The sequence below is a fragment of the Mesorhizobium koreense genome, from assembly GCF_031656215.1.
Classification (GTDB): domain Bacteria; phylum Pseudomonadota; class Alphaproteobacteria; order Rhizobiales; family Rhizobiaceae; genus Mesorhizobium_L; species Mesorhizobium_L koreense.
Window position 1 is genome coordinate 1,233,569 of record NZ_CP134228.1, and the last position, 21,326, is coordinate 1,254,894.

Genomic DNA, 21,326 nt, shown 5'->3' on the forward strand with positions numbered 1-21,326 from the left:
GTCAGCCCTCCGCTTTTTCCTTTCGCGCCAGTTTCGCTCCGGCGGAAACCACGAGGTCGTCGCGATGCACCATCGCGCCCCGCGTCTCGTATCCGAGCGCTTCGGCGATCTCGGCGCTTTTCAGTCCCATGATCTTTACGGCATCCTGTGCGTCATAGGCAACGAGGCCGCGCGCTACCTCGCGGCCGCTTTCGCCGATGATCGCGACCGTCTCGCCGCGGGAGAAATGGCCTTCCACGGCGCGCACGCCGGCAGCGAGTAATGATTTGCCCGACAACAACGCGGCGACCGCGCCGGCATCCACACGTAGCCGGCCGGCCGGTTCGAGCTGGCCGGCGATCCAGCTCTTGTAGCCCTTCACCGGCGTATCGCTCGGTTGGAAGAAGGTGGCGCGTTCGCCCGCTTCGATGGCCGAGAGCGGATGCAGCCGGTCGCCGGACGTGACGATCATCGCGGTGCCTGCGGCTGTGGCGATCTTGCCGGCGTCGAGCTTGGTACGCATGCCGCCGCGCGAGAGTTCAGAGGCCGCCACGCCGGCCATCGCCTCGATTGCCGGCGTGATGCGTTCGACGAAGGGGATGTGGCGGGCGGTCGGGTCGATCGCCGGCGGTGCGGTATAGAGCCCGTCTATGTCGGAGAGCAGGATCAGGAGATCGCCGCCCATCATGGTGGCGACGCGCGCCGCAAGCCGGTCATTGTCGCCGTAGCGGATCTCGCTGGTCGCGACCGTGTCGTTCTCATTGATGACCGGAACGGCCTTCATCTTGAGGAGTGTGGAGATCGTGGCGCGAGCGTTGAGATAGCGGCGGCGTTCCTCGGTATCGCCGAGCGTGACGAGCACCTGGCCGGAGCGCATGCCGTGCTTCGCCAGTTCTTCCGACCACGCGCCGGCTAGTGCGATCTGGCCCATCGCCGCGCAGGCCTGGCTTTCCTCGAGCTTCAGCCGGCGTCGGCCGATGTGGAGCATGGCGCGGCCGAGCGCGATAGCGCCCGAACTGACGACGAGCATATCGACACCGCCTTCGGCAAGCGCGGCGATATCGTCCACCAGCGAGGCAAGCCATTGCCGCTTCAGCCCGCTCTCGCGGTCGACCAATAGCGCCGAGCCGATCTTGACCGTGATGCGGCGGTAGGAGGAGAGGGGGGTGTGACTGTTCGAAAGCATTGCCGGACTATTCGTTAGGTTGCCAACGTGTTTCGCTCGTCCGAGCGTCGGCCATCGGCTCCCGCGCTTCCGCGATAACATTCATCAAGTCACGCAATGCCTGCTCCAAGCCCTCATGCGTCGCGGCCGACAGAACGAGCGGTGCGCGGCCGACCGCCTTCTTCAGCGCTGCGGCCTTTTCCTTCCGCTCCGACGCGTCGACCGTGTCGGCCTGCGACAGCGCCACGATCTCCGGCTTGCCGGCGAGGCCGTGCGCATAAGCCTCCAGTTCGCCGCGGACGGTGCGATAGGCTGCGGCCGGATCGTCCTCCCGAGCGGAGACGAGATGCAGGAGCACGCGCGTGCGCTCGACATGGCCGAGGAAGCGGTCGCCGATGCCGACGCCTTCATGCGCGCCTTCGATGAGGCCAGGAATATCGGCCAGCACGAATTCGCGCGCGTCGACGCGGGCGACGCCGAGATTGGGATGGAGCGTGGTGAACGGGTAGTCCGCGATCTTCGGCTTCGCGGCCGTCACGGCCGCGAGGAAAGTGGACTTGCCCGCATTCGGCAGGCCGACCAGCCCGGCATCGGCGATCAGCTTCAATCGCAGCCAGATCGTGCGCTCCTCGCCCGGCAGGCCGGGATTGGCGCGGCGGGGAGCCTGGTTTGTAGAGGTCTTGAAATGCTGGTTGCCGAAGCCGCCATTGCCGCCGGCCGCGAGCCGGTAACGCTGCCCGACCGCCGTGAGATCGACGATCTGCGTCTCGTTGTCCTCCTCAAAGATCTGCGTACCGGCCGGGACCTTGAGCGCGACGTCCGCGCCCTTGGCTCCGGTACGGTTACGGCCCATGCCGTGGGTGCCGGTCTTCGCCTTGAAATGCTGCTGGTAGCGGTAGTCGATGAGCGTGTTCAGCCCGTCGACCGCCTCGACCCAGACGTCGCCACCGCGCCCGCCGTCGCCGCCGTCCGGCCCGCCGAACTCGATAAACTTCTCGCGTCGGAACGACACCGAGCCGGCGCCACCGTCGCCGGAGCGGATGTAGACTTTTGCCTGATCAAGAAATTTCATGCGGTGACCGCCAGTTTCAAGGTGTTCTCCTAGCGCATGGCCAGGAGAATTTGAATGCCCGTTTCCTCCCTCTCTCCGTCCCGGCGGAGCCTGCCCCCGGGCCGGTCAAAGGCCGGACCCGGGGGCCGGCCACCTCTCCCCCGCATTCATGGGGGAGAAGAAGGGGCGTCAGTCCCTCGGCCATGTCCTGAGGCCGATCCAGGTCTTGCGGTCGAGCGTGTATCGCTCCACCGGCGTGCGGCCGGCGGCAATGGAATCCATCATGCCCTGACCGGCATACTGGAAGCCGCATTTGTGGATGACCCGGCGCGAGGCGTCGTTGATGACGCGGCAGGCGACATGCAGCACCTGGATATCGGTTGCGCGGAAGGCGAGGTCGACCAGCGCGTGCGCCGCTTCCGTGGCGTAGCCACTCCCCCAATGGGGCTCGCCGATCCAGTAGCCGAGTTCAAGCCCGCGCTCAGTGTCGTTCAGCCCGGCGGAGCCGATGAAGGCGCCGGTTTCGGCAACGGTCACGGCATAAACGCAGCCGGCGGCACGCTGTTTGCGTGTCATCTCGATAAAGGCACGCGCCTCCCTGATGCCGTAGGGATGCGGCATGCGCGCCAGCATCTCGGCGATGCGGCGGTTGGCGGCGAGCGCAGCGAGGTCGGGAATATCGTCATCGTGCGGCGGACGCAGCACCAGCCGCTCCGTGACTAGCACGGGGCAGTCGATCCTCAGACTTTCGTCTTCGCTCTCTTCCTTCTCGGCAACCATTTCCATTTCTCCCATGGTACTTGTTCAGGCAGCATCTCTGCGGGGCGAGGATGCCCGGGCTACTGCAAAAGCCTCTATCGTCAAGAACGTGTCTCGCTTGGCGACCATCGCCTGGCGCGAACGCGACCAGATTGCGCCGTCGCCGGTTCCCACGAAGCCGAGCTTGCGCTGGACCGCGAACGAAGCGGGATTGTCGAGGAAGACGGATGAACGGACGGCGGACAGGCCGTACTGGTCGAAAGCGTGCTCCAGCAGGCAGCCGGCCGCCTCGGTCATGAAGCCGTGTCCATGCCAGTGCGAGCCGAGCCAGTATCCAAGCCGCGGCGTCCCGTCGGTAACGTCGCCCTCAGGATTTTCGATGGAGACGACGCCGATCAGCCTCTCGCGATGGATCGTGAAGACGAGGTCCGTCGACCGGCTGCGTACATCGTCGATCCACCTTTCGGCGTCCTCGAGCCGATAGGGATAGGGGACCGGCGCGAGCATACGCGCCACATCCCATTCCGCCAGCCAAGCCGCGATGTCTTCGGCATCCGGCATCGCCGGCGGCCTCAGGGTCAGGCGGGGTGTGACCAGAATTTGCATGGTTCCCTCCAGGCAAAGAAAAAGGGGAGATGGCGACCCATCTCCCCTGATCCTTTTTCTGGCCTGTCCAGAACACCGGTTCCCGAGATGGGGCGCCGGTGTTCTTGGTGCGGAACCGGCTACTCCGCTGCTTCCGTAATCGGGTTTACCGACACGTAGGTACGGCCATTGGCTTTCTTTCGGAACGCGACTGCGCCTTGCTCGAGCGCGAAGAGCGTATGGTCCGTGCCCATGCCGACATTCGTGCCGGGATGCCACTTGGTGCCGCGTTGACGCACGATGATGTTGCCGGCGAGGACCTTCTCGCCGCCGAACTTCTTCACGCCGAGGCGCTTGGAGTGCGAATCGCGACCGTTGCGCGACGAACCGCCAGCCTTCTTGTGTGCCATTGCTGTTCTCCTTCTGCCTTACTTCTTCTCGGCCGCGAGCGCCTTGGCCTGCTCACGCCAATCCTCGATCTGCGCCGTGCTGAACGGCATCGCCGCGTCGATCCTCGTGACATCCTCGTCGGAGAGCGCCGCGATCTGGGCGAAAGTGGTGATGCCCTGCTCGTTCAAATCCTTCGCGGCGACCGGGCCGATGCCCTTGATGACGGTCAGGTCGTCGCCCTTGCCTCTCGGCGCCTTGAAAAGCGGCGCCGCCTTTGCTTCTGCCTCGGACTCAGCCTTCTTCGCAGGGGCCTTCGCCTCTTCCCTAGGTTCGGCCTTCTTGGCGGGGGCTTCCGCCTTGACTGCAGGCTTGGCCTCGGCCTTCTTCGATGGCTTGGCGCCGCCGATCAGGATCTCGGAGATACGGACCGTGGTCAGAAGCTGGCGATGACCGCGCGTGCGGCGGGAGTTCTGGCGGCGGCGCTTCTTGAAGGCGATGACCTTCGGCCCGCGACCCTGCTCGACGACTTCGGCGGTGACGGTGGCGTCTTCCACGAAGGGCGAGCCGATCGTGACCTTGTCACCCTCGCCATGGGCGAGCACGCGGCCGATCTCGACGATCTGGCCGACTTCGCCCGCGACGCGGTCGATCTCCAGCGTATCCTCGGCGGCGACGCGATACTGCTTGCCGCCCGTTTTGATGACTGCGAACATTATTTGCCTTTCGCTGTTCGGTCGGCCTTGTGGACTGCCTGCCCGGAGGGAGAGCGGCCCGGCCGTCTTTTTGTCAGTCTGTTACGGGTTCAAAAACAAACTGGCGCGGGAGCGACCCACGCCAAGCTCGGGCAGTCCCTAACCGAAGGGGAAGGGAGTGTCAAGAAAGAAGGCCGGCAAACGGCAAGAAGACAAGGTCTGCCGGGCCGCGTCGGGGCAGCATATTGTCCGTCTCGCGCTGCGCCGGCGCTTCACCTTTTCCGGCGGCAGGAGCGGTCGCGGGCAATTGATCCGCAGCGGCCATCGGAGGGCTTGTGTCTGGCGGCATCCGTCGCTATCTAGGCGCCGCACCGCGATGTCGAAATCGCCCTCAGGAGAGGTGGCTGAGCGGTTGAAAGCACCGCACTCGAAATACAGAATAAACAATTCCGCCCGTCACACTTGCGAGCATAAGAGTAAGTTCGTGGAGGGTTTGGTGTTGGTCGGCTTGCGCCTGTTTCACTTCATGGCATGTAGTAGCGCGGCATTTTGGTCCGGAAAGTGGTCCTAGCCTGCGCTCAGATAGCCTGCGATGAAGGGACCAGCAACGTGTGCCACGTTGAAGGCCAGCGCGGCGACATCGTATCTGCTCTTGGCGTCGGCAGCGTAGCCAGTATACTTCCAAACTGTCTCGAAAAGACCCTGTGTCCACTTCATCGCTGCCGCAGCCGATGTGTTTTCGTTTGCGTTTGGAAAGTCCCGCTCTAGCGCGAGATAGGCTGTGATGACGCTGCGCAAGCCCGCGATCGTGTATCCCCAGCCGAGCCACTTTAACCGTGCGAGGCGAAAATGAAATTGGCGCAGCCCATCAATCAAAGCTTGGCGAATGAAGTCGCGGTCGCCGAGTTGTAACTCCTCTAGCTTCCCGATGATCATCTCGACTTGGGCGAGCACACCTTGGCGCTCTTGTTCCTCAAGGAGCGGGTACCAGACCCACAGCCGTATCGAAGGGGAAAGCGAACTCACGGCCGCGCGGCTGGCACCTTTGACTAAGGGCAGCCCCCCATCACTGTTGTTCCAGGTTGCCCCTAGCACCTTCAACGAGCATAGACCCTGTAACGCGCGGACGTGGCTCTTCATTTCCTTCCGGTGGTCGTCGTCAACATCGACCCTGTCGATTGTCGAGATTACCAGCTCGGTGCGGTCCATGAAGGCATTGAGGATCAACAGGAACTCGGCTGACCACGGTCGCACGCTGAAAGCATTTGCGATGTGGACATCGCCCTTTGTCGAACCTCCAGTTGCGAGAGCATCGCAAAAAGCGGCGATCTCTTTTGCAGGGTCGGTCTTCCTCATCTTGCTCCCCTCCCGCCGTTTTCACTGCCTTACTCCGGAAACCATGAACGCACTGCGAGCATCAAGAAAAATCGAAACTGTGCGGCACTCGAAATTCGATTTTTGAAATTTTCAGATTCGCTGAGCGCCGTGATCGGTAAACGGCCGATTCTGATTCTAGTTCGAGTCTGGCTTATAGCGAAGCAACGCAGCATTTCTATCGAAGGTATGCCCCCGGTACCCGCCCCTCCGATTCTGGCAATCTAGAAACTTAACCGATTGATAACTATATCTTTTCCTGGCTAGCGAAGTGACGGAGCAGCTTGGTTGCTAATATTGTTGGCTAATAAATAGTAGCGCGCCGTCACCACTTGGCAGCGTGGCTATGGGACAAGCTGGCCGGAGGGACTTGGTTGCGTCGTTTCCCTGCCGCTTCAGAGCAGGCACCGCAGTCCTTGTGCAGTAATTGGACCGGAAAACCTATTGTGAAATCCATGCGTTAGTGCCTAGCGCGTTCGCGCCAGGACCATATTCTGGACCACACGCACCGAAAATTGCCCCCATGCTGCTATACCTTTTGCTTGTCGATCTTAAGTCTCGGCGAGGACTGGCGACAATGCAGTTGGCGGTGTTTGTGGTGCGGGCTTACAACATATCTTAAAGTATATAATAGCATACCTTAAATACATGTTTAGTTTCTAAGGAGATTATTAACCGATCGGATCTTATCCTCCGATATGTGCACAGCTGTTGCTTGAATGACTAGAGATAGCCCTTACATTTGTATTTGATGATTGCTGGCAACAAAGCGAGCAAGCACGCAAGCAAGGGAGTAAAAGATGACAACCGCAAACGTTATTGAGTTCAAGCGCCAGCCAGCACCGGAAATCGAGGCGCAGCTAAAGGAAGAGCTGGTATGCGAGCTGCTGACGCCGGAGCCAGGACCGATGGGGCCCGAAGAAATGGAGGAACGCCGGCGCCGGGTAGCGGCAATTCTCGGCCGCCCGTTCCCACGGCTCTCGCGCGAGGAACTGCGGGCGCAAGATATTCCGAATTTGGACGATATACAGGAGTGGAGTTTGATGGACGCGCTGCGGCGCGGCTCTGCCCCGGATATCAGAAACCTCTTTCGATAGTCCGTAGCAACGCACACAGCTAAAGAAACCGGCCGGGCCAGTGACAGGCTCGGCCGGTTTCATATTTCCCGCCGTACGAGCCAACGCCCGCCAGCCACGCTCAGGGCTTCACCAGCGCGTTTCGGCCGTGCTGCTGCGAGCAGGGGCTTGTGGGGCGGCGGCCCGCTGCCTCCAGCGGCGCGTCGTTGCCTGTGATCAGCGCATTGCTGGGGCACGGCAACGCTGCCACCACGGCGCGCTACGCCCACCTGTCGAATGATCCTCTCCGCGCCGTCAATGAGCGGATCGGAAGCCGGCTTGCAACGGCGCTCGACAAGAGGGACGAAGACAAGGCGGCGGTGTAAATGTACGTCACCTGCATGAGCCCGGTGATCTAAGGGCGGTTGTCGGTTGCTGCAAAAGCCCGGTCGCCCTGGGGGACCGGGCCTTGCCAGTGATGCAACACTGACCCGCTGATCTAAGCACGCCCAACGATCAACGGGAAGCGGATCGCTTCGGCTTGCGCACCTGACCGGTTTCGACCTCCTGAACGGTTACGTCTGCTGCCGCCTGACATTCTTGACGATGTCGTCTGCGTGCTCGGCTCAAGTCGATCAAAATCCAGAAAGGAAATGTCATGGATCAGGTGGGCGGCAGCGTGCTGTCGGAAAGTTCACCTGAACGGGAAACGGTTGCCGCCGCTGTTGACCAAAGTCATTTTCTTGCCATCGGTAACGATGCGATCACAGCGCGATCCACCTTTATCGAACGTGACGCAGATCTTCCCGTTGGAAATCTTGTAGTGCCCAGGGCTTCCGCCCTTGAAGGTGTATCTCCCGTCGGGAAGATATTTCATCGCGCCGCTCACCGTGTGACCGACTGCGACCTTCTCGATTTCGGCTTTGGTGGCCGGGCGCTCTGCCGCCATAGCAGCGACGGACCAAGACAGGCATGCCGCTGCGAGCGGCACGATATAGAGTTTGTGCATGAGCCCCTCACATATCTTTGATGCCAAGCGGAACAATTTCCGCTCACGGCGCCCATGATATGAGATGGCTTGAAAGCGGCAATGATCTTAACGGCCGCCCTGACCTACCTCCATTGGAGGGGCAGACCGTACCTCCGATCATGCGATCCTGATCGCCCTGAAGTCTGCATTCGCCCCGCTGCCGAAAGGTGGCGGGGCTTTTCGCGCTGGCCTTCGCGTAATGATCAAAACCGGGGGCACGCTTTCGGCCATCGATAGGCGCGAACCATCGCCAAAGCTTGGTCATGCTCAGACTTGATTCTCACGCAGGCAAAACGGGAAGGCGGCCTTCGGGTCGCCTTCTTACCTTAGAGGCGGGGGTTCGTTCCGTCAGCCCCGATCGCGATGCTCGCCGCAATGCCATCGCGTCTCTTTGCCGTAGGGCTCGCCAAAAAACCCCAACGCTCGCAGCCAGGCGCTTCGCACCAGTGATTGATGGAAGCCGCCAGAATGGAAGGATCAACCGTCATTTTTGGGTAGGTGCTTGCGCGCCGTCGCGGCGACAATGCTGAGCGCATCGGCGAACGGCAGTCATTCTCTCGCTTTCCGCCACCCAGCGGCGCGGGCTTCGGCCTCTGAGCAAAACCAGCGCTCGCCATACTGCGGAGAGATGCGGGTCACGGCGTAATATTTCTGACCCCGCACATGGTAGATGTGCTCGCCGGTGTTGATCGAGATGTTGCCCTTGATGTCACACGATTGCGACACCTGACTCGCCGGGCGCGGCTGGGAGACATGCGCAGCCTGCCGGCTGAACGCAAACAGGTCGGTCGAATAGTAGCCTACACCAGCGGCGACAAGGATCGCGGCGGGCAAGGGAATGCTACTGATCTTCATCCGTTGAGAATAGCAGGCAGCGATCAACCAGCAGTTTCAGCAAAACCGACAATTTAAAAGGAAATTTCTGGCTGGCGCTAACACACGCGAGCCTGCCTCTCAACGGTCCTTAATCGGGGCGGATAAATTCGCTGGGATTTCTCAACCTCACTGCAAAACACCGCTGCTATGACATGCGGCGGCAAAGGAGCGAGAAAACACCAAGTAGAGCCGGCAACAGGAGAGTGGTGAATGATGATGTTGCTAACCGTCGCCGCCTTCTGGCTCGGCGTACTGTGCGCAGCGGGCGGCGGTCATGGAAGCAATACGGAATTCTTCGGCGCGTGGACGGCAATGCTGTCCTTCGCCGCATTCACGTTTGAGATAGTCCTACTTCTAATTTAGCCGGCGAGGGCAACCCGCACTGTTGGCTCACCCAGCTTCATACTCCCCATTAAGCACTTTCTCTTCGGTTGACTTGTCGAGCATCGCTATCAACTCCTCGACCGTCGCAGTAGCCATCAAGGCAACGGAGCGGCTCGGAATCGGGCCGATCGCACGATTGAGGATTTCCTGGGCGGCGGTGATGCGTGCCGACTCCGATCGACCATTTATGCAAACGTTCATCAGCGTGGTGAAGGCCGCTGGCGCAGCGGCTTCGAAACGCGACCGCGTCTCGCCCGCGATAGCGCTCCTGATACGGCGGGCCGAAAGCAGCCGCTCAGCCACATCGCTAGCCTCTCGCTCGTCATCGCTATAGCCAGCCTGCAAAGCCGCTGTGGCGCCATGTTGTGGGCCGCCAAGGGCGACCACTGCCGCGACGAAAGCAATTTCCTGCGGATGGGTTAGGTTGGCGATGGTCAGGTCAGAGGGCATGGCGTGTCTCGCGCGGCGGATTGAGATAGTCGGGACGACGGTTGTTACGCTATAACATTTCGGCCCACATGCCAATAGGCCAAGGCCCCTCCAAGGGCCGAACGGCCGTAGGGGTATGGGGGGACACACCACCCCCAAATTTTACCGGAATTTTACCGGGATTTTACCCGTTTTTGGGTGTGAATTTTACCGAGATTTTACCCGGTTTTTGGGCACCAAGAAATTGAGCAACGAAGCAACTTACAACCTGCAAGACACCAACATACTTTGCCAAACTATGTTGCTTCAGCGTCGATCTCTGCCCCGGATGAAGCGACAAAGATACCGTGCAGAGTTGGGGCGGCGTGAGCAATCCCACAGTCTGCAACTGACCCGAGCCGATGATCTAAGGGCGGTTGTCGGTTGCTGCAAAAGCCCGGCCGCCCTTGGGGGAGTGGGTGGGGTCGGCGACCGGGCCTTGCCAGCGATGCAACACTGACGCGCGGATCTAAGCACGGCCGATGGAATTGGAAAAGCCCGGTCGCTTGGGATGTTCGGGTGAGAACGAGCGACCGGGCCCCGCCAGCGTTCAGCGTGCTGACCCCTGATTTAAGCACGATCCGGGAAGAGCGCAGAAGACCCGGCCGCAGAGTTGGGCTCAACATCGGCCGGGCCTTGTCAGCGTTCAGGCGAACCGACATGCGATCTAGCCACACCGGGAAAGACACTTCTATGAAGCTCGTCACAGACCGACCGGTTGTGAGAGTTGGGAGCGGTCAGGTGGAAAGTTAAAAGCCCGGCCGCTGATCTAAGCACGCCCAACGATCAACGGAAAGCGGATCGCTTCGGCTTGCGCACCTGGCCGGTTTCGACCTCCTGAACCGTCACGTCTGCAGCCGGAAACAGCCGTCTGACATTCTTGACGATGTCGTCTGCGTGCTCGGCGGGTGAGTATTCTGCATCTACAGGCACGCTGATCGTCAGCTTCACCTCAACGTACGTCAACACCGTCCCGCCCCCTAAAACACCGCGCCTTTTACAGCACAGGGGCGGCCCAAGTCGATCAAAATCCAGAAAGGAAATGTCATGGATCAGGTGGGCGGCACCGGCACGCCTGGCCGGGCTATCTGGAAAGCCGGCGGCTGGATACTTGCCGCTGCCGTAGCCCTCGTCGGCTTCTATGCCTAGGTGACCAGCCATATCACGTTTCGGCCGTGGTCGGTGCTCGCGGGAGGCGTTAATTGACAGGCGGCTTGATGACGAACCTCTGCACCTCGAACACAATTCCGTCCATCAGCTTGAGATAGCGAACAGCATCCTGCGGCATCTCTCGGACTGGAACGTCGGCTGAGCATCGCAGGTGCTGGAGCATGAAATAGGCCGCCGTGCCGGCGTCGGGCGCCCCTACGTAAAAGACCCTATCATCGAACAGGAATTCCCATCCTCTCTGCATAGAGTCCTCCCACGCGTGTCATCCTCATGGGAGAACAACGTTTTTGCGAGGGCAACGTTGCAGGCGAGGAGCCCGGCCGGAGCCGGCATCGGGAAGCTAAAATGGACCGCCAAGGCCGGTCTTCGCCCTGACCTACCTCCATCGGATGAGTTGACCCTACCTCTCATTGTGCCATCGTATTGGCTCGATCAATATCCGATTTCCGCCCCGCTGCCGAAAGGTGGCGGGGCTTTTTTGCGTTTGCGGCATGGGACCAAGGGCCGATCTCATGGGATCATTGGTCCCAATCCCGCGTCTCAACGGAACCGCTTCTAGACTCCGATGTTGGCCCCCTAACCAGGGCCGGCGGGACAGCAGACGGAGATTAATATGAACATCTCTCGCAAAATGGCCGTAAGCAGCCTCGCCATGATGGTTAGTCTCGGCATCACATCGGGTGTGGTCTGGGCGCAGGGCGCCCAAGGCAACACGAAGCTCGATAGCAATTCCAAAATCGAGACGCAGCACCAAACCAAGGGTGCAACTGGCTCAGAGACGAAATCAGAGAGCCAGACCAGCGGCGGCATGAAGGCCGAAGGTGGTACCCGCGTGAAGGGTCAGTCCGATAGTCAGACGAAGGCAGAGGGCAACACCCGGATGAAAGGCGAAACGAGCGGCCAGACGAAGGCCGAGGGCAGCACCCAGATGAAGGGTGGAACCGGTAATCGGACCAAAGCCGAGAGCAGTACCCGGATGAAAGGCGAAGGCCAGAATGCCCAGACGGATACCGGCGCCAAATCGGATCAGAAAACTCAGATGAAGACGGAGGAGTCCGGCTCGACGAAGAAGGGCGAGGGCTCCCGCGCTCAAATGAGATCGGAAACGGGCAAGAGCGGCAGCGCCACGTCTGGTGGCGGGATGAACGGCGAGACCACGAAGAGCGGCCAGGTGGAAAGCACGGGCACCAGCAATGAGAAGACCGGTTCCGTGCAGAAGAATGGCGGCGTAGAAGTGAACGTCACCACCGAGCAGAAGACCGAAATCCGTCAGGTGATCAAGACGGAGGATGTCCAGCCGGTCGAGCACGTGACGTTCGACGTGGATGTGGGTACGTCAATCCCGCACAGCGTGCATCTGCATCGGCTGCCGCCGAGGATCGTGAAGATTGTGCCGGCCTATGAGGACTACGAGTACTTCGTCCTTGCCGATGGCCGCATCGTTATCGTCGATCCGAATTCATACGAGATTGTCTACATTCTGGCGTAAACGGGTCGATCTCAATCGCTCGTTGGCTTCTGATGAGCGGCGTAAGCCCTTACCAGCTTCGGCTGGTGAGGGTCTGCCGGAACAAGCACGTGTCCTTGTGGCTCGTCAATCAACGAGGACGGAGGGTATCATGTTAATCGAAGTTGGACCCGCGCGTCGGCCGGGCATCGCTGACACCATTTACGACAGGCCGCTGCAGAAAGATGACCTGCAGGTTGATCCCAATGGCGGGATTGCGCTGACCATAGACGCGAGCGGAATTAGAGACGTCAAGTCTCACTATCGCTATCGGATCAGTTTCACAGCTGTGGAGGCGGGCAGGATAGCCGGAACCATCGCGGACGCAGGTGGATTTGCTTAAAGAGTGCCCTGCTGAATGAAACCGCCTCAAACACCGTTCAGCTTCGACTGCTTTTTGGCGGTATCTTTGGCTCTAGTCAAACGGTCATGGTCCGTGCGCTTCAGTGCATCGCAACCAGACGGTGGATCGCATCGCGTATGGCGTTCGATACGGTCTCTACTTGTCGGACGTCTTTGCCTGGCGCGGTAAGAACGAAGATTCCTTCCGTGCCGTCAGTCAGTTGCAGATATAGATGAAGCTCGCCATCGAACGGCTGCGCGGTAAGGCCAGCCACACTATGAACTCCTATGGGATCCTCGATCTTCGGAGCATTCCCCGCTTCCGCTGCAAATGTTTCGAAGATCGCCTCCGCCGCATCTAACCCTACTCTAATCGTCTCCTTTGTCCCCGCATTGTCCGTGGCCTCGACGATAACCTCGCAGGTCGTCTTATCGAACCGGACTTCTGTCGTTGCCGTCTTCGTCATTGCTCCCCATCGGGGCCTTTTTGCATGCTGCAGAAACAGACGCGCATTTTGAGTAGGCCCGGCCGCCTGGGGTAGTGTGGGAACAGAGGCGACCGGGCCCTTGCTGCGGCGGTTCAGCCTCGGCCGCTTGGCCAAATTAGTCTAGGTCATCGGGAAGGGATGCCGGACCTTGGTCCCATGCTCCACGCGCATTGGTCCAAGCTGCCGGTCTGATCGGAACGCACGGCCTTAGCGGCTGTTCATATGGATCGCTTGTTTCGCGCAGCTAACGCCGCCCGCTCTGAGCGAAGCGATCGACGCCCCGCCTGTCCTTTCCGATTGGCGGGGCTTTTCATCTCAAGGGGGCGAGATTCGACGGGGACCGCAATTCGGCGTACTGTTCACTCGCGGAGCGTTCATAACGATAACCGCGAAGCTCCGCATTTTGGAGGCTTCCATGCCATTCCGTTCGATAGCGCAGGACGGCGTCCTGACGCCGGACGATCTCGATTTTCTGCAGGGAGTTTACGAGGAGGCGGCGATCGGCATGGCCAACATCGATGACGTGATGATGCACGATGTCGTCAGCACGCTCATCATGCACTACCGCGCCGGTGAGAAGGATCGGAACGAACTGGTGGCAATCGCGATGCGCGATATGCGTCGCGCCGCCGGCTGAGCTATTCTCGGGGCCGATGCTCCCCGCATAACCAGCGCGTCTCCTTGCCGTGCGGCTCGCCAAAGCAACCCCACCGATTGCACCCCGTTACCCCTCTGGCAGCATCGGCGCGAGAGGTGGCATGAAGCGGCTAGGGTACGCGAACACACGTCCCGACCACGCAGATTTGGGTGCCTCCGGTCCACCGATCGTATTTCAGGATGCTGTTGTCGGGACCAGGAGTCCTCTCATATCGAAACATCCACGCGCTAATAGCTACCGCCGCGGCTAAAACTCCGACGACCGAAAGTTGGAAGCTCGACATGCCCATCTCCACTGCGCCCGCCATGGAGTTTCGCGCAGGCGTTTGCCAAGGGCAAGACGCTAGAGTTTTGAATAGAGGTGCATTGCCAGAGTTGCAGCGCCCGCCGAAAGGTACATTTTGGGCTCGGGCGCGCGCCACCCATCGTTGCAGGTTAGGTTATAAATTTCGGAAAGTTTTGCCTCAATCACCGGTGAGTCCAATGTCGCTAGAGACTCATGAGCGAACGTGTTCCGTATTTCGCGAATAAGGTGAAGTGCGCACCTCTGATCTTTGTCGATCAACTTGTGGCGGAAAGCTGCGTCGATCCGGCGAGCAAACTTACCTGGCGCGCTTACGCCGGTTGCCAAAAGGGCTCGCGCGAGCATGTGATCAAGTACAGTCGTCCATAACACCACAGTACCGATTTCCGTTGGTAGCGCATTCTCGACGTTCGCCCTAGCCAATATCTCCTGGATTTCCGGCCAGTTTGGCAAAGACTCCAAACTTACTTGTGGCCAAGATTCTACCTCGCTGTAGGAGACAGCACCGATAGGACCGAATTCACCATTTTTCGCCCTTTCAAATATTTCCCGTCCGTGAGGTTCGATATCGTTGGCGTCAGCGACAAAAGGAACTTCTTCGCCGGGGAGGTTGTCGAAACGTACCATACAGTGAATCTGCGTTGGATTTAGCCACCTAGGGTTAGCGACCGACGAATACGTTATGGGTGAGCGCATGGTGCCGTCTTTGAAGTAATCTAGCCGTACAACAGCAAACCAAAGATGGTGCTTCGCTACAAGCGATGCCGATGACGTGTACATGTGGAAGAGCGTCAGGGCGGGGGCTCTCTCGGAAAGGTGTAGCCTCCGTGGGCTCGGCAATGAGCCGTGGCAGTTCAAGCAACTCAGCTCCTTTTAACGCTCGCCCCGTAGGCTTCGCGTGCAAGCTCATGTGCGCTGCTGGGTGGATAATAGCCTGCTTTCCGGCCCTTTGCGCCATCCAGGCAACTGAGTTCGCCGTTTCGAACGGCGTCTGCAAGCCAATCGTTCACTTCGTTTTTCGATGGGCGGCGCCCTATCGCTTCCTCGACCTTTTTGAACACCGTGTCGGAGTGGCGCCTGCTTCGATTGAGCGGCACGTTCGCCTTCGCGCATGCTATGGCTTCCCTCACCACAGCCTGTCGGGCTTCTTCCAGCTTTCCATCATCCGGCAGCGCCGCGACGGGCATCAAAGCGCCTTCATGATAGCGTAGCCTAAGCGGGTCGACGGGGGCGCCGTGGTTGCGCTTCACTACGCTTAGCTCGTATGTGTCGGGAACGTCCTTGACCGCGCTGAGCGCCAGCCGCCGCCGTGGTGCATTCTGCCAGGCGACCGACCAGCCATCCATGCTCTTGCGCTCACTACCGGCCTGTGACGGGTGCCATGGAATGACGAGGGTGCAGTTGCCCCGATCGCACACGCTTTGCAGCACCACTTTGATGAAGAAGTTGACGCTGTCCTCATCGATCTTTGCGTGGCCGGCGAAGCGAACAAAGTCATAGGCGCTGTCGAGCACCACGACCTTATGCCCCGGAATTGCGTTGAGGCGCTCCAGCAGCTCGAAATAGAACGGGCGTGCTTCCACACCGCCGCTTTCCTTCATGACCACAAGCGCCGTATCCACGCCCCGGCAGATGACGAACTGCCCCTGTGTGGGCTTCTGAAGCTTCAGTGCACCGCAAATCGCCTGGGTGCGCCGCGCAATCTCGTTCGCGTCGTCCTCCGCCGAACAGTAAAGCAGCGGTGCTTTCTGCGGCGTCAGGCTACCGGCCGGGGCGCCCGGCACGTTGGCGCCCGCGTTGAGGCACAGCCCCCATTGCAGCGCGAGACGGGATTTATTGACGCCGCCTGGGCCCGCGATGAAGTTGGGAATGCCGCGCTCTATCCAGCCGGGCACAAGCTCTTCGACCGGAGCAACCGGGCGGCCAAGCAACTCGGCAACGCTGTATTCCTCATGCGCCCTGATGTTCGGGCTGAAAAGATCGGCGTCCGACATGGCCGGCGTCGTTTCCGGCGACTGGCGAAGGGCGTGGAAGGCGTCGACGCCCCAGCGCTTGAGATAGTCGTCAAGGCCCTGCTTGGCGCCGTCAGGGGCGGCCGGCAGGCGCATGTGGTACACATCGGCGCCGTGCTGCTTCAGGGCCGCCGCCAGCCCGTCGAATGCTTGCCCGACACGCGGCTTGGTCGCTATGTCGGAGTCGAACGCCACGTAAACCAGCCGGCCGCGCCACTCGATACCGGCAAGGTCAGGGTGCAGCTCTCTCTCGCCTTTGCGGTGCCAGCAATCCACGCCCGTCAGCGAAATCACCTGAAGACCATGCTCAGCGCCCGCGAGCGCGCGAGTCTCGCCTTCGCTGATAATGAGGCCGTAGCTCGGATCGGCCGCTATTTCCGGCCATGGTGCTTCAGGGTGCCGAACGAAGTAAACATGGACGCCGCTGTCCCTGGGCTGGTTGAATCGCCTTTCGTGGAGGGCGGGTGCATCGCCGCCGAGATAGCGGACGCGATGGAAAGGGTGCCCGTGGTCGGCAATCATGTGGTCGGCGGTGCCGGGCTTGTAAAACCACCATACCAGCGCCGGCTCACGTCGATGCGAGCGGTCTATGCGGCTGGCATCGGCAACAACCTCACCGCCAGCAGCAAGGAAAGCCTCCAGGGTGGCGCCGCGTGCTTCAAGATAGTCGGAGGCGAGCCGCATGTAATCCGGCTCAGCGACGGCCTGCGCCCAGCCCTGCGGGACGGGCGTGAAAAAGGCGCCAGAGGTAGGGGTGGCTTCACTCGCGTCGGCATAGAGAACGCTGCCTGTGGGGGCTGTTGAATCTTCTGTCACTTCGCCCTCGCATGGCGGCTTGCTCTAGGCGGCGCGTTGCTCGGATGTGCGGTCGCGAATGCGGCTCGACACTTCCGAAGCACACATGCCGCGCAAATCCGCCGCTCCCAGGAACCGGGCGAGCTTCGCGGCGGAGCCTTCCTGTGCACTCTCGATTTTCTCAGATAGAAGCCAGTCGCCTAGCCCACCGTGGGCCGTCATGCCGAAGCGGATGGTGTCTTTCACATCCGTTCTGGAAACGGGCAATCTATGACCGTCGATTGCCTGGAAGGCCATATCGGCGAGCCAACCCGGATCTTTTTCCAGCTCCGCCAGCGTGGTTTCGTAGGGCGCCCCGAGCGCCATGGAGGTTGCGATGGCAAGTTCCGCCGCTCCGGCAATGTACCCGACCACCAGAGGATAATCACCTCGGGCATCGTTGAGCGGAAAGCGGCGGCGATCGTTAGCCCACTGAAACAACATGCCGACAAGCTGACGCTGCGGTGTTTTTTCGTCATACGCGCGCGCGCCAATGAGCCGGTCGACACGAACCGCAAACCGCCCCAGCCGATCGGCTTTGGAGTAGTTATCGCCCCGCCCCAGCAACAGCTCTTCGATTCCAGCGCCTATCTTGATCAACTCGCGTTGTTCGACGCCGGAGTCGGCCCAAAGCTGCGCAAAGGCGAGCGGAAACGCGCCCCGGCGTATCGCCCGCCAAAGCCAAGTGCAGAAGTCGTGATCTTCGCGGGTTTTAATGAAAGGAAGGAGGTTCATCGGGCAATCTCCCGTACGCTGCGCTCTAGAGTGCCGGCAGGCGGTGACGGAGCGTTCTAAGCTGCTCCGTGGTGGGGTGAATAGAAGTGTCGAAGCCTTTGAGCATGTACTCACTGCGTAAGAAGGTGTTGAAGTTACGTGGCATAGAGCCCGCCGATTATAAAGAAACCGCTCGCTAAACCGGTCAGGGAGTCTGCTTCCGCTGGATCTGCCGAATCTACCGAAGCAAAGGAGTAAGAGGACGAGAGCGGCACCGTTATTCCGACTAGGCCGGCTGTAGCCACCCCGAGCGCGGCCGTGGCAGTGCTGTCTGTTCGCGTCAGGCACTGGTAGTATTTCTGCCCGGCCGTGAGGCTGGCGGTGGAAAGGAGAGCCTTAACAATATCTTGCCCACCGCTAGAAGCTGCCACAAATGTTGCGGTTTCCGCGAGCAGTGTGCCAAGCGTGGAGCCGTCCGTCTCGAATACAGAGAGTTTATAGGAGGCTCCCGACACAAGGTTCGCGTTCGCCCAAAGGTATGAAAGCTGCATGTTCACGAGTGGGGCGTAAATTTGCCCCTTCGTCGCGTGGGCCGAGCCCGAGTAAGTGAATGTACAGGGTTGCTGCCACGCTCCAAGTCCTCCACCCCCGCCGCCTCCACCTGCGGGCGTACTATACGCCCCGGTGCCATCGAGATATTTGGTCGCGTCGTTCGGTAGTTTCGGCGCAAAACCGTGCCGGCTGGTGCTGACGTTGTTCGTGAGCACGTCCGACAGGTCCATCTCGGACTCGTCAATCGTCTGTTGCGGCGGCTCCGCCCATGTGCCGTCAGCGCGCAGGAATTTCGACGTACCGGTAACAGCTGTGCCTGCCTCCCATACTGCCGAACCTCGGCGGAGCATGGCACCGGCACCGTCGCTGATCAGGTCGAGTACTGCCGACACCTTGGCGGCCGTAGAGAGGTTCGGGATGGTGTCGTTGGTGCGCGTCTGATGGTCAAATTTGCGCATGAATTCCACAGTTGGACGGCCTTGCGCATCCACGATTGGAATATTCCAGTTAAGAGGAGATTGGCGGGGCAATGTCACTGCTGAGAATCCTCCCTCTTCGCCGGCACCTGTTCCGGTGCGTAGGCCACTAGGGCGACGATTTGGTTGATCCGAGTCGTCGGCTGAGCCGCATGGGCGCGTGAGGCGGAGGCGTCGTGGATGCGCCCGCTGGGCTGATCTACTTGTGTTGCATGACTCATGGTTACGCTGTCCTGTTTAGTCGGATTTTACCCAGCAGAATCGAGGTCGGAGACAGCGCGGCGGACGTATCGGGGTCCGTTTCGAACGTGTCGAAGGTCACCGAAGGCGTCGTGGTGATAGGCCGCTCCGTGCCCAGCGACACGCCGTCATCGGCGCCCACGAATGACATCTGAGTACTGGCCGACCCGGCGTCGGTTTTCCACTGACGGGCGGCGATCGTGATGCTGTCCACCACGGAGGTATTCGAGGGCATCCGGTCGAGCGAGAACTGCGAGTATCCGGGGATATCTTCGCCGCCGCTCAGCGTGGTGCCGCCCCATGAGCCGTTGGCGGCGGTCGTGCTCGACGCGATCGAGTTGCCGGCCGTGCCCGCCGTAAGCGCCGTCACCAGCATCTGGTTTGTCGGCTCTAGCGCAGCGGGGACATCGGCATTGGCGAGCGTGCCGGTGCCGTAGACCGTACCTTCACCGGCACCGGCCGTGATCGCCGCGCTAAGGTTATTCATCGTCGCCTGGACGCTGGCGCCGATGGCGACATCGTAGGCGGCGGAAACGGTCGCGACGAACTTGTAAACCGCCGCCGTGGTGCCGTCCTTGGTGCCTACCGTAACCGTGTCGTTGGCCGTGGGGACAGCCGAAAGGGTGAAAAGCCCGGTTGCGGGTATGAGAGCCGCTTCAATGAAGTTGTCATCCAGCGGCGTCGCCTGGTCGATCGTCTGGAAATCGTGCTCGCCATCGTCGGGGGTGATCGCCGCCGCGTCGTCGTGCGCCACCAGCGCGATTGCGTTCGGGCCATCGTCGGCAATGACGCCGTTATCCCAGCTCGACAGCCAAACGACGCTGCCCCACTGCGAATCGTCGGCATTGCGCGGAAAGCCTTCCGTGGGCGGGGTGAAGTTCGCCGTGTAGCGTGCAAAGCCGCCTGTCAGCCGGAACTCATCCACCCAGCCCTGGAGGGTCGTGTCAGCGACGACACTGGAACCGTTCGTCTGGCCGCCGAGACACGGCAGCTCCGTGCCGGCGTAGTACGTGTTCGCATCCGCCTGCGCCTCGCCCTGCTGCACGCCGTCGATGAACAGCAGCAGCTCATCGGAGGAGCGCACCAGCGCGACATGGTACCAGTGCCCGATCGCGGGCGTCCAAGCCCACTTCAGCACTTCCGAAACCGTGCCGTTCTGCCCGTCCGTCGAAATGCGGAATACCAGCAACCCGTTTTCGAGGTCGGGGCCGCCGAGATAGAGCTGGTAGCTCCGTGCGTTGTTCGTCTCATCCCATTTGCCGAACAGCACCGCCTTATCGCTGCCCGTGGGGAGCGACTGGAAGCGGAATTGCCCTTCAATGGTAAAGTCGTCGGATCCAAGGTCGGTTGCCGTGGTGCCGGGGCCGGTGACGGCCTTGGTGACGGCCGAGCCGCCCAAGTCGTTCACCGACAGGTCGAGAATGCCGACGCCGAAGCGATGCAGCGGCTGCGCTGCCCAGCCGGTGTGATCGGCGTCGTCCTTGTTGACGAAAAGAGTCGCCACCTTGCGGTCGCCCACGGGGAAGGTGGAATCGCCGGTACGCACGATCAAGTGACCAATGTAGCCGCGCCCCCCGTTCGAGATAGATCCGCCCGTTGCAGCCATTTGAAACTGCGCAATGTCCTGGGTATCCGAGAACGTGAGGCTGCTGGCGTCGATGACCTTCGTGCCGTTCACATAGAGAACACACACGCCAGTATTCGCGTCGAGCTTGCATTCGATGTGCGCGGCCGTCTCCGCGACGATGACGGGGCCGCTGGTCGCCGCAAGCAAGCTGTCCGAGTTGTCCACCAGCTTCAGCGCGCCGGTCGTCTCCAATACCAGCTTGGCGAGACGGTTATTGCCGGAATCGCACACGGCGAGGATAAAGGTGCCGCTATCTGCAACAGTGGGCAGCGTCGAACACGCGTAGTAAAACGAGAAAATCGCCGTGCTTTGTGCCGTGGGCAGCACGCGGCGCATGGCGTTCTTGTTCACGTTCGTGGAGCCGAAAAGGTATTCCACGTAAAGGTCGGGATTCTTGATATCCCAGGGCAGAGTCTTGACTGCCCGGCTCGCTTCGATAATGCCTCCGTCGAACGCCGCCCACACACCGGCGAGCATTGCGAGTCCGATCGGTTTAGTTGAATCGAACGTGCCGGTGCCGTAGGCGCTGAAACCTTCAACAATCACGTTGCTCATGTCGCTGCCTCATTCCAGGTGACGAGCCTCCGCAGCTCAT

Annotated in this window: 24 protein-coding genes; 6 read left to right on the top strand and 18 right to left on the bottom strand. The window is 60.7% G+C overall.

The window, feature by feature from the left end; genetic code table 11:
- Window position 1: 1 nt before the first annotated feature.
- The 7 genes from proB to RBH77_RS06025 all read right to left on the bottom strand — a co-directional run bounded on the left by proB (window position 2) and on the right by RBH77_RS06025 (window position 5,977).
- Window positions 2–1,165 carry a glutamate 5-kinase gene (gene proB, locus RBH77_RS05995; protein WP_311031213.1) on the bottom strand — a complete coding sequence of 388 codons (1,164 nt, stop codon included), beginning with the start codon at window positions 1,163–1,165 and terminating at the stop codon, window positions 2–4.
- 7 nt (window positions 1,166–1,172) lie between these two features.
- Window positions 1,173–2,216, bottom strand: a complete 1,044-nt coding sequence (obgE, locus tag RBH77_RS06000) for a GTPase ObgE (RefSeq protein ID WP_311031214.1) — start codon at window positions 2,214–2,216, stop codon at window positions 1,173–1,175.
- Window positions 2,217–2,384: 168 nt separating this feature from the next.
- Window positions 2,385–2,975 carry a GNAT family N-acetyltransferase gene (locus tag RBH77_RS06005; protein ID WP_311031215.1) on the bottom strand — a complete coding sequence of 197 codons (591 nt, stop codon included), beginning with the start codon at window positions 2,973–2,975 and terminating at the stop codon, window positions 2,385–2,387.
- Between the two features lie 24 nt (window positions 2,976–2,999).
- Complete coding sequence (locus tag RBH77_RS06010; RefSeq protein ID WP_311031216.1) at window positions 3,000–3,560, bottom strand: GNAT family N-acetyltransferase; 561 nt, start codon at window positions 3,558–3,560, stop codon at window positions 3,000–3,002.
- Window positions 3,561–3,679: 119 nt separating this feature from the next.
- Window positions 3,680–3,949, bottom strand: coding sequence for a 50S ribosomal protein L27 (gene rpmA / locus RBH77_RS06015; RefSeq protein ID WP_311031217.1), 270 nt, complete (start codon window positions 3,947–3,949; stop codon window positions 3,680–3,682).
- Between the two features lie 18 nt (window positions 3,950–3,967).
- Window positions 3,968–4,642: a 50S ribosomal protein L21 gene (locus tag RBH77_RS06020; RefSeq protein ID WP_311031218.1), complete on the bottom strand. Its 675-nt coding sequence runs from the start codon at window positions 4,640–4,642 to the stop codon at window positions 3,968–3,970.
- A 546-nt stretch (window positions 4,643–5,188) separates the two neighbouring features.
- On the bottom strand, window positions 5,189–5,977 hold the full coding sequence (locus RBH77_RS06025) for a hypothetical protein (protein WP_311031219.1): 789 nt from the start codon (window positions 5,975–5,977) through the stop codon (window positions 5,189–5,191).
- A gap of 818 nt (window positions 5,978–6,795) precedes the next feature.
- On the opposite strand from RBH77_RS06025, the gene RBH77_RS06030 reads away from it, so the two are divergent.
- Both RBH77_RS06030 and RBH77_RS06035 read left to right on the top strand, forming a co-directional pair.
- Complete coding sequence (locus RBH77_RS06030) at window positions 6,796–7,092, top strand: hypothetical protein (protein WP_311031220.1); 297 nt, start codon at window positions 6,796–6,798, stop codon at window positions 7,090–7,092.
- Between the two features lie 185 nt (window positions 7,093–7,277).
- A complete protein-coding gene (locus tag RBH77_RS06035; protein ID WP_311031221.1) occupies window positions 7,278–7,436 on the top strand; it encodes a hypothetical protein in 159 nt (52 codons plus the stop codon).
- A gap of 308 nt (window positions 7,437–7,744) precedes the next feature.
- Here the strand turns inward: RBH77_RS06035 and RBH77_RS06040 are convergent, their stop codons facing one another.
- Together RBH77_RS06040 and RBH77_RS06045 are read right to left on the bottom strand one after the other, a co-directional pair.
- Entirely contained in the window at window positions 7,745–8,059 is a 315-nt protein-coding gene (locus RBH77_RS06040; RefSeq protein WP_311031222.1) for a DUF2059 domain-containing protein, read from the bottom strand.
- 570 nt (window positions 8,060–8,629) lie between these two features.
- Complete coding sequence (locus RBH77_RS06045) at window positions 8,630–8,962, bottom strand: sunset domain-containing protein (protein ID WP_311031223.1); 333 nt, start codon at window positions 8,960–8,962, stop codon at window positions 8,630–8,632.
- Window positions 8,963–9,166: 204 nt separating this feature from the next.
- On the opposite strand from RBH77_RS06045, the gene RBH77_RS06050 reads away from it, so the two are divergent.
- Window positions 9,167–9,319, top strand: a complete 153-nt coding sequence (locus RBH77_RS06050; RefSeq protein ID WP_311031224.1) for a hypothetical protein — start codon at window positions 9,167–9,169, stop codon at window positions 9,317–9,319.
- A 27-nt stretch (window positions 9,320–9,346) separates the two neighbouring features.
- On the opposite strand, the gene RBH77_RS06055 is transcribed toward RBH77_RS06050, so the two are convergent.
- The 3 genes from RBH77_RS06055 to RBH77_RS06065 all read right to left on the bottom strand — a co-directional run bounded on the left by RBH77_RS06055 (window position 9,347) and on the right by RBH77_RS06065 (window position 11,222).
- On the bottom strand, window positions 9,347–9,790 hold the full coding sequence (locus RBH77_RS06055) for a hypothetical protein (RefSeq protein WP_311031225.1): 444 nt from the start codon (window positions 9,788–9,790) through the stop codon (window positions 9,347–9,349).
- 804 nt (window positions 9,791–10,594) lie between these two features.
- On the bottom strand, window positions 10,595–10,969 hold the full coding sequence (locus tag RBH77_RS06060; RefSeq protein WP_311031226.1) for a hypothetical protein: 375 nt from the start codon (window positions 10,967–10,969) through the stop codon (window positions 10,595–10,597).
- A gap of 37 nt (window positions 10,970–11,006) precedes the next feature.
- Entirely contained in the window at window positions 11,007–11,222 is a 216-nt protein-coding gene (locus tag RBH77_RS06065; protein WP_311031227.1) for a hypothetical protein, read from the bottom strand.
- Between the two features lie 369 nt (window positions 11,223–11,591).
- On the opposite strand from RBH77_RS06065, the gene RBH77_RS06070 reads away from it, so the two are divergent.
- Together RBH77_RS06070 and RBH77_RS06075 are read left to right on the top strand one after the other, a co-directional pair.
- A complete protein-coding gene (locus RBH77_RS06070) occupies window positions 11,592–12,467 on the top strand; it encodes a DUF1236 domain-containing protein (protein ID WP_311031228.1) in 876 nt (291 codons plus the stop codon).
- 130 nt (window positions 12,468–12,597) lie between these two features.
- Window positions 12,598–12,828 carry a hypothetical protein gene (locus tag RBH77_RS06075; RefSeq protein WP_311031229.1) on the top strand — a complete coding sequence of 77 codons (231 nt, stop codon included), beginning with the start codon at window positions 12,598–12,600 and terminating at the stop codon, window positions 12,826–12,828.
- A gap of 100 nt (window positions 12,829–12,928) precedes the next feature.
- Here the strand turns inward: RBH77_RS06075 and RBH77_RS06080 are convergent, their stop codons facing one another.
- Entirely contained in the window at window positions 12,929–13,294 is a 366-nt protein-coding gene (locus tag RBH77_RS06080) for a hypothetical protein (protein WP_311031230.1), read from the bottom strand.
- Window positions 13,295–13,730: 436 nt separating this feature from the next.
- Between RBH77_RS06080 and RBH77_RS06085 the strand changes: the two genes are divergently transcribed.
- Complete coding sequence (locus RBH77_RS06085) at window positions 13,731–13,952, top strand: hypothetical protein (protein WP_311031231.1); 222 nt, start codon at window positions 13,731–13,733, stop codon at window positions 13,950–13,952.
- Between the two features lie 363 nt (window positions 13,953–14,315).
- Here the strand turns inward: RBH77_RS06085 and RBH77_RS06090 are convergent, their stop codons facing one another.
- From RBH77_RS06090 to RBH77_RS06110, 5 genes are all read right to left on the bottom strand, one after another.
- Window positions 14,316–14,903, bottom strand: coding sequence for a hypothetical protein (locus RBH77_RS06090; protein ID WP_311031232.1), 588 nt, complete (start codon window positions 14,901–14,903; stop codon window positions 14,316–14,318).
- A 236-nt stretch (window positions 14,904–15,139) separates the two neighbouring features.
- Window positions 15,140–16,972, bottom strand: a complete 1,833-nt coding sequence (locus RBH77_RS06095; RefSeq protein ID WP_311031233.1) for an AAA family ATPase — start codon at window positions 16,970–16,972, stop codon at window positions 15,140–15,142.
- Between the two features lie 156 nt (window positions 16,973–17,128).
- Window positions 17,129–17,857: a hypothetical protein gene (locus RBH77_RS06100; protein WP_311031234.1), complete on the bottom strand. Its 729-nt coding sequence runs from the start codon at window positions 17,855–17,857 to the stop codon at window positions 17,129–17,131.
- 134 nt (window positions 17,858–17,991) lie between these two features.
- A complete protein-coding gene (locus RBH77_RS06105; protein ID WP_311031235.1) occupies window positions 17,992–18,924 on the bottom strand; it encodes a hypothetical protein in 933 nt (310 codons plus the stop codon).
- Between the two features lie 163 nt (window positions 18,925–19,087).
- Window positions 19,088–21,286 carry a LamG-like jellyroll fold domain-containing protein gene (locus tag RBH77_RS06110; protein WP_311031236.1) on the bottom strand — a complete coding sequence of 733 codons (2,199 nt, stop codon included), beginning with the start codon at window positions 21,284–21,286 and terminating at the stop codon, window positions 19,088–19,090.
- Between the last annotated feature and the right edge of the window lie 40 nt (window positions 21,287–21,326).

Excerpts from the sequence above, each read along its gene's own strand:
- proB (WP_311031213.1), bottom strand. The coding sequence starts at position 1,165 with ATGCTTTCGAACAGTCACACCCCCCTCTCCTCCTACCGCCGCATCACG.
- obgE (WP_311031214.1), bottom strand. The coding sequence starts at position 2,216 with ATGAAATTTCTTGATCAGGCAAAAGTCTACATCCGCTCCGGCGACGGT.
- RBH77_RS06005 (WP_311031215.1), bottom strand. The coding sequence starts at position 2,975 with ATGGTTGCCGAGAAGGAAGAGAGCGAAGACGAAAGTCTGAGGATCGAC.
- RBH77_RS06010 (WP_311031216.1), bottom strand. The coding sequence starts at position 3,560 with ATGCAAATTCTGGTCACACCCCGCCTGACCCTGAGGCCGCCGGCGATG.
- rpmA (WP_311031217.1), bottom strand. The coding sequence starts at position 3,949 with ATGGCACACAAGAAGGCTGGCGGTTCGTCGCGCAACGGTCGCGATTCG.
- RBH77_RS06020 (WP_311031218.1), bottom strand. The coding sequence starts at position 4,642 with ATGTTCGCAGTCATCAAAACGGGCGGCAAGCAGTATCGCGTCGCCGCC.
- RBH77_RS06025 (WP_311031219.1), bottom strand. The coding sequence starts at position 5,977 with ATGAGGAAGACCGACCCTGCAAAAGAGATCGCCGCTTTTTGCGATGCT.
- RBH77_RS06030 (WP_311031220.1), top strand. The coding sequence starts at position 6,796 with ATGACAACCGCAAACGTTATTGAGTTCAAGCGCCAGCCAGCACCGGAA.
- RBH77_RS06040 (WP_311031222.1), bottom strand. The coding sequence starts at position 8,059 with ATGCACAAACTCTATATCGTGCCGCTCGCAGCGGCATGCCTGTCTTGG.
- RBH77_RS06050 (WP_311031224.1), top strand. The coding sequence starts at position 9,167 with ATGATGATGTTGCTAACCGTCGCCGCCTTCTGGCTCGGCGTACTGTGC.
- RBH77_RS06055 (WP_311031225.1), bottom strand. The coding sequence starts at position 9,790 with ATGCCCTCTGACCTGACCATCGCCAACCTAACCCATCCGCAGGAAATT.
- RBH77_RS06060 (WP_311031226.1), bottom strand. The coding sequence starts at position 10,969 with ATGGCTGGTCACCTAGGCATAGAAGCCGACGAGGGCTACGGCAGCGGC.
- RBH77_RS06065 (WP_311031227.1), bottom strand. The coding sequence starts at position 11,222 with ATGCAGAGAGGATGGGAATTCCTGTTCGATGATAGGGTCTTTTACGTA.
- RBH77_RS06070 (WP_311031228.1), top strand. The coding sequence starts at position 11,592 with ATGAACATCTCTCGCAAAATGGCCGTAAGCAGCCTCGCCATGATGGTT.
- RBH77_RS06075 (WP_311031229.1), top strand. The coding sequence starts at position 12,598 with ATGTTAATCGAAGTTGGACCCGCGCGTCGGCCGGGCATCGCTGACACC.
- RBH77_RS06080 (WP_311031230.1), bottom strand. The coding sequence starts at position 13,294 with ATGACGAAGACGGCAACGACAGAAGTCCGGTTCGATAAGACGACCTGC.
- RBH77_RS06085 (WP_311031231.1), top strand. The coding sequence starts at position 13,731 with ATGCCATTCCGTTCGATAGCGCAGGACGGCGTCCTGACGCCGGACGAT.
- RBH77_RS06090 (WP_311031232.1), bottom strand. The coding sequence starts at position 14,903 with ATGGTACGTTTCGACAACCTCCCCGGCGAAGAAGTTCCTTTTGTCGCT.
- RBH77_RS06095 (WP_311031233.1), bottom strand. The coding sequence starts at position 16,972 with ATGCGGCTCGCCTCCGACTATCTTGAAGCACGCGGCGCCACCCTGGAG.
- RBH77_RS06100 (WP_311031234.1), bottom strand. The coding sequence starts at position 17,857 with ATGAACCTCCTTCCTTTCATTAAAACCCGCGAAGATCACGACTTCTGC.
- RBH77_RS06110 (WP_311031236.1), bottom strand. The coding sequence starts at position 21,286 with ATGAGCAACGTGATTGTTGAAGGTTTCAGCGCCTACGGCACCGGCACG.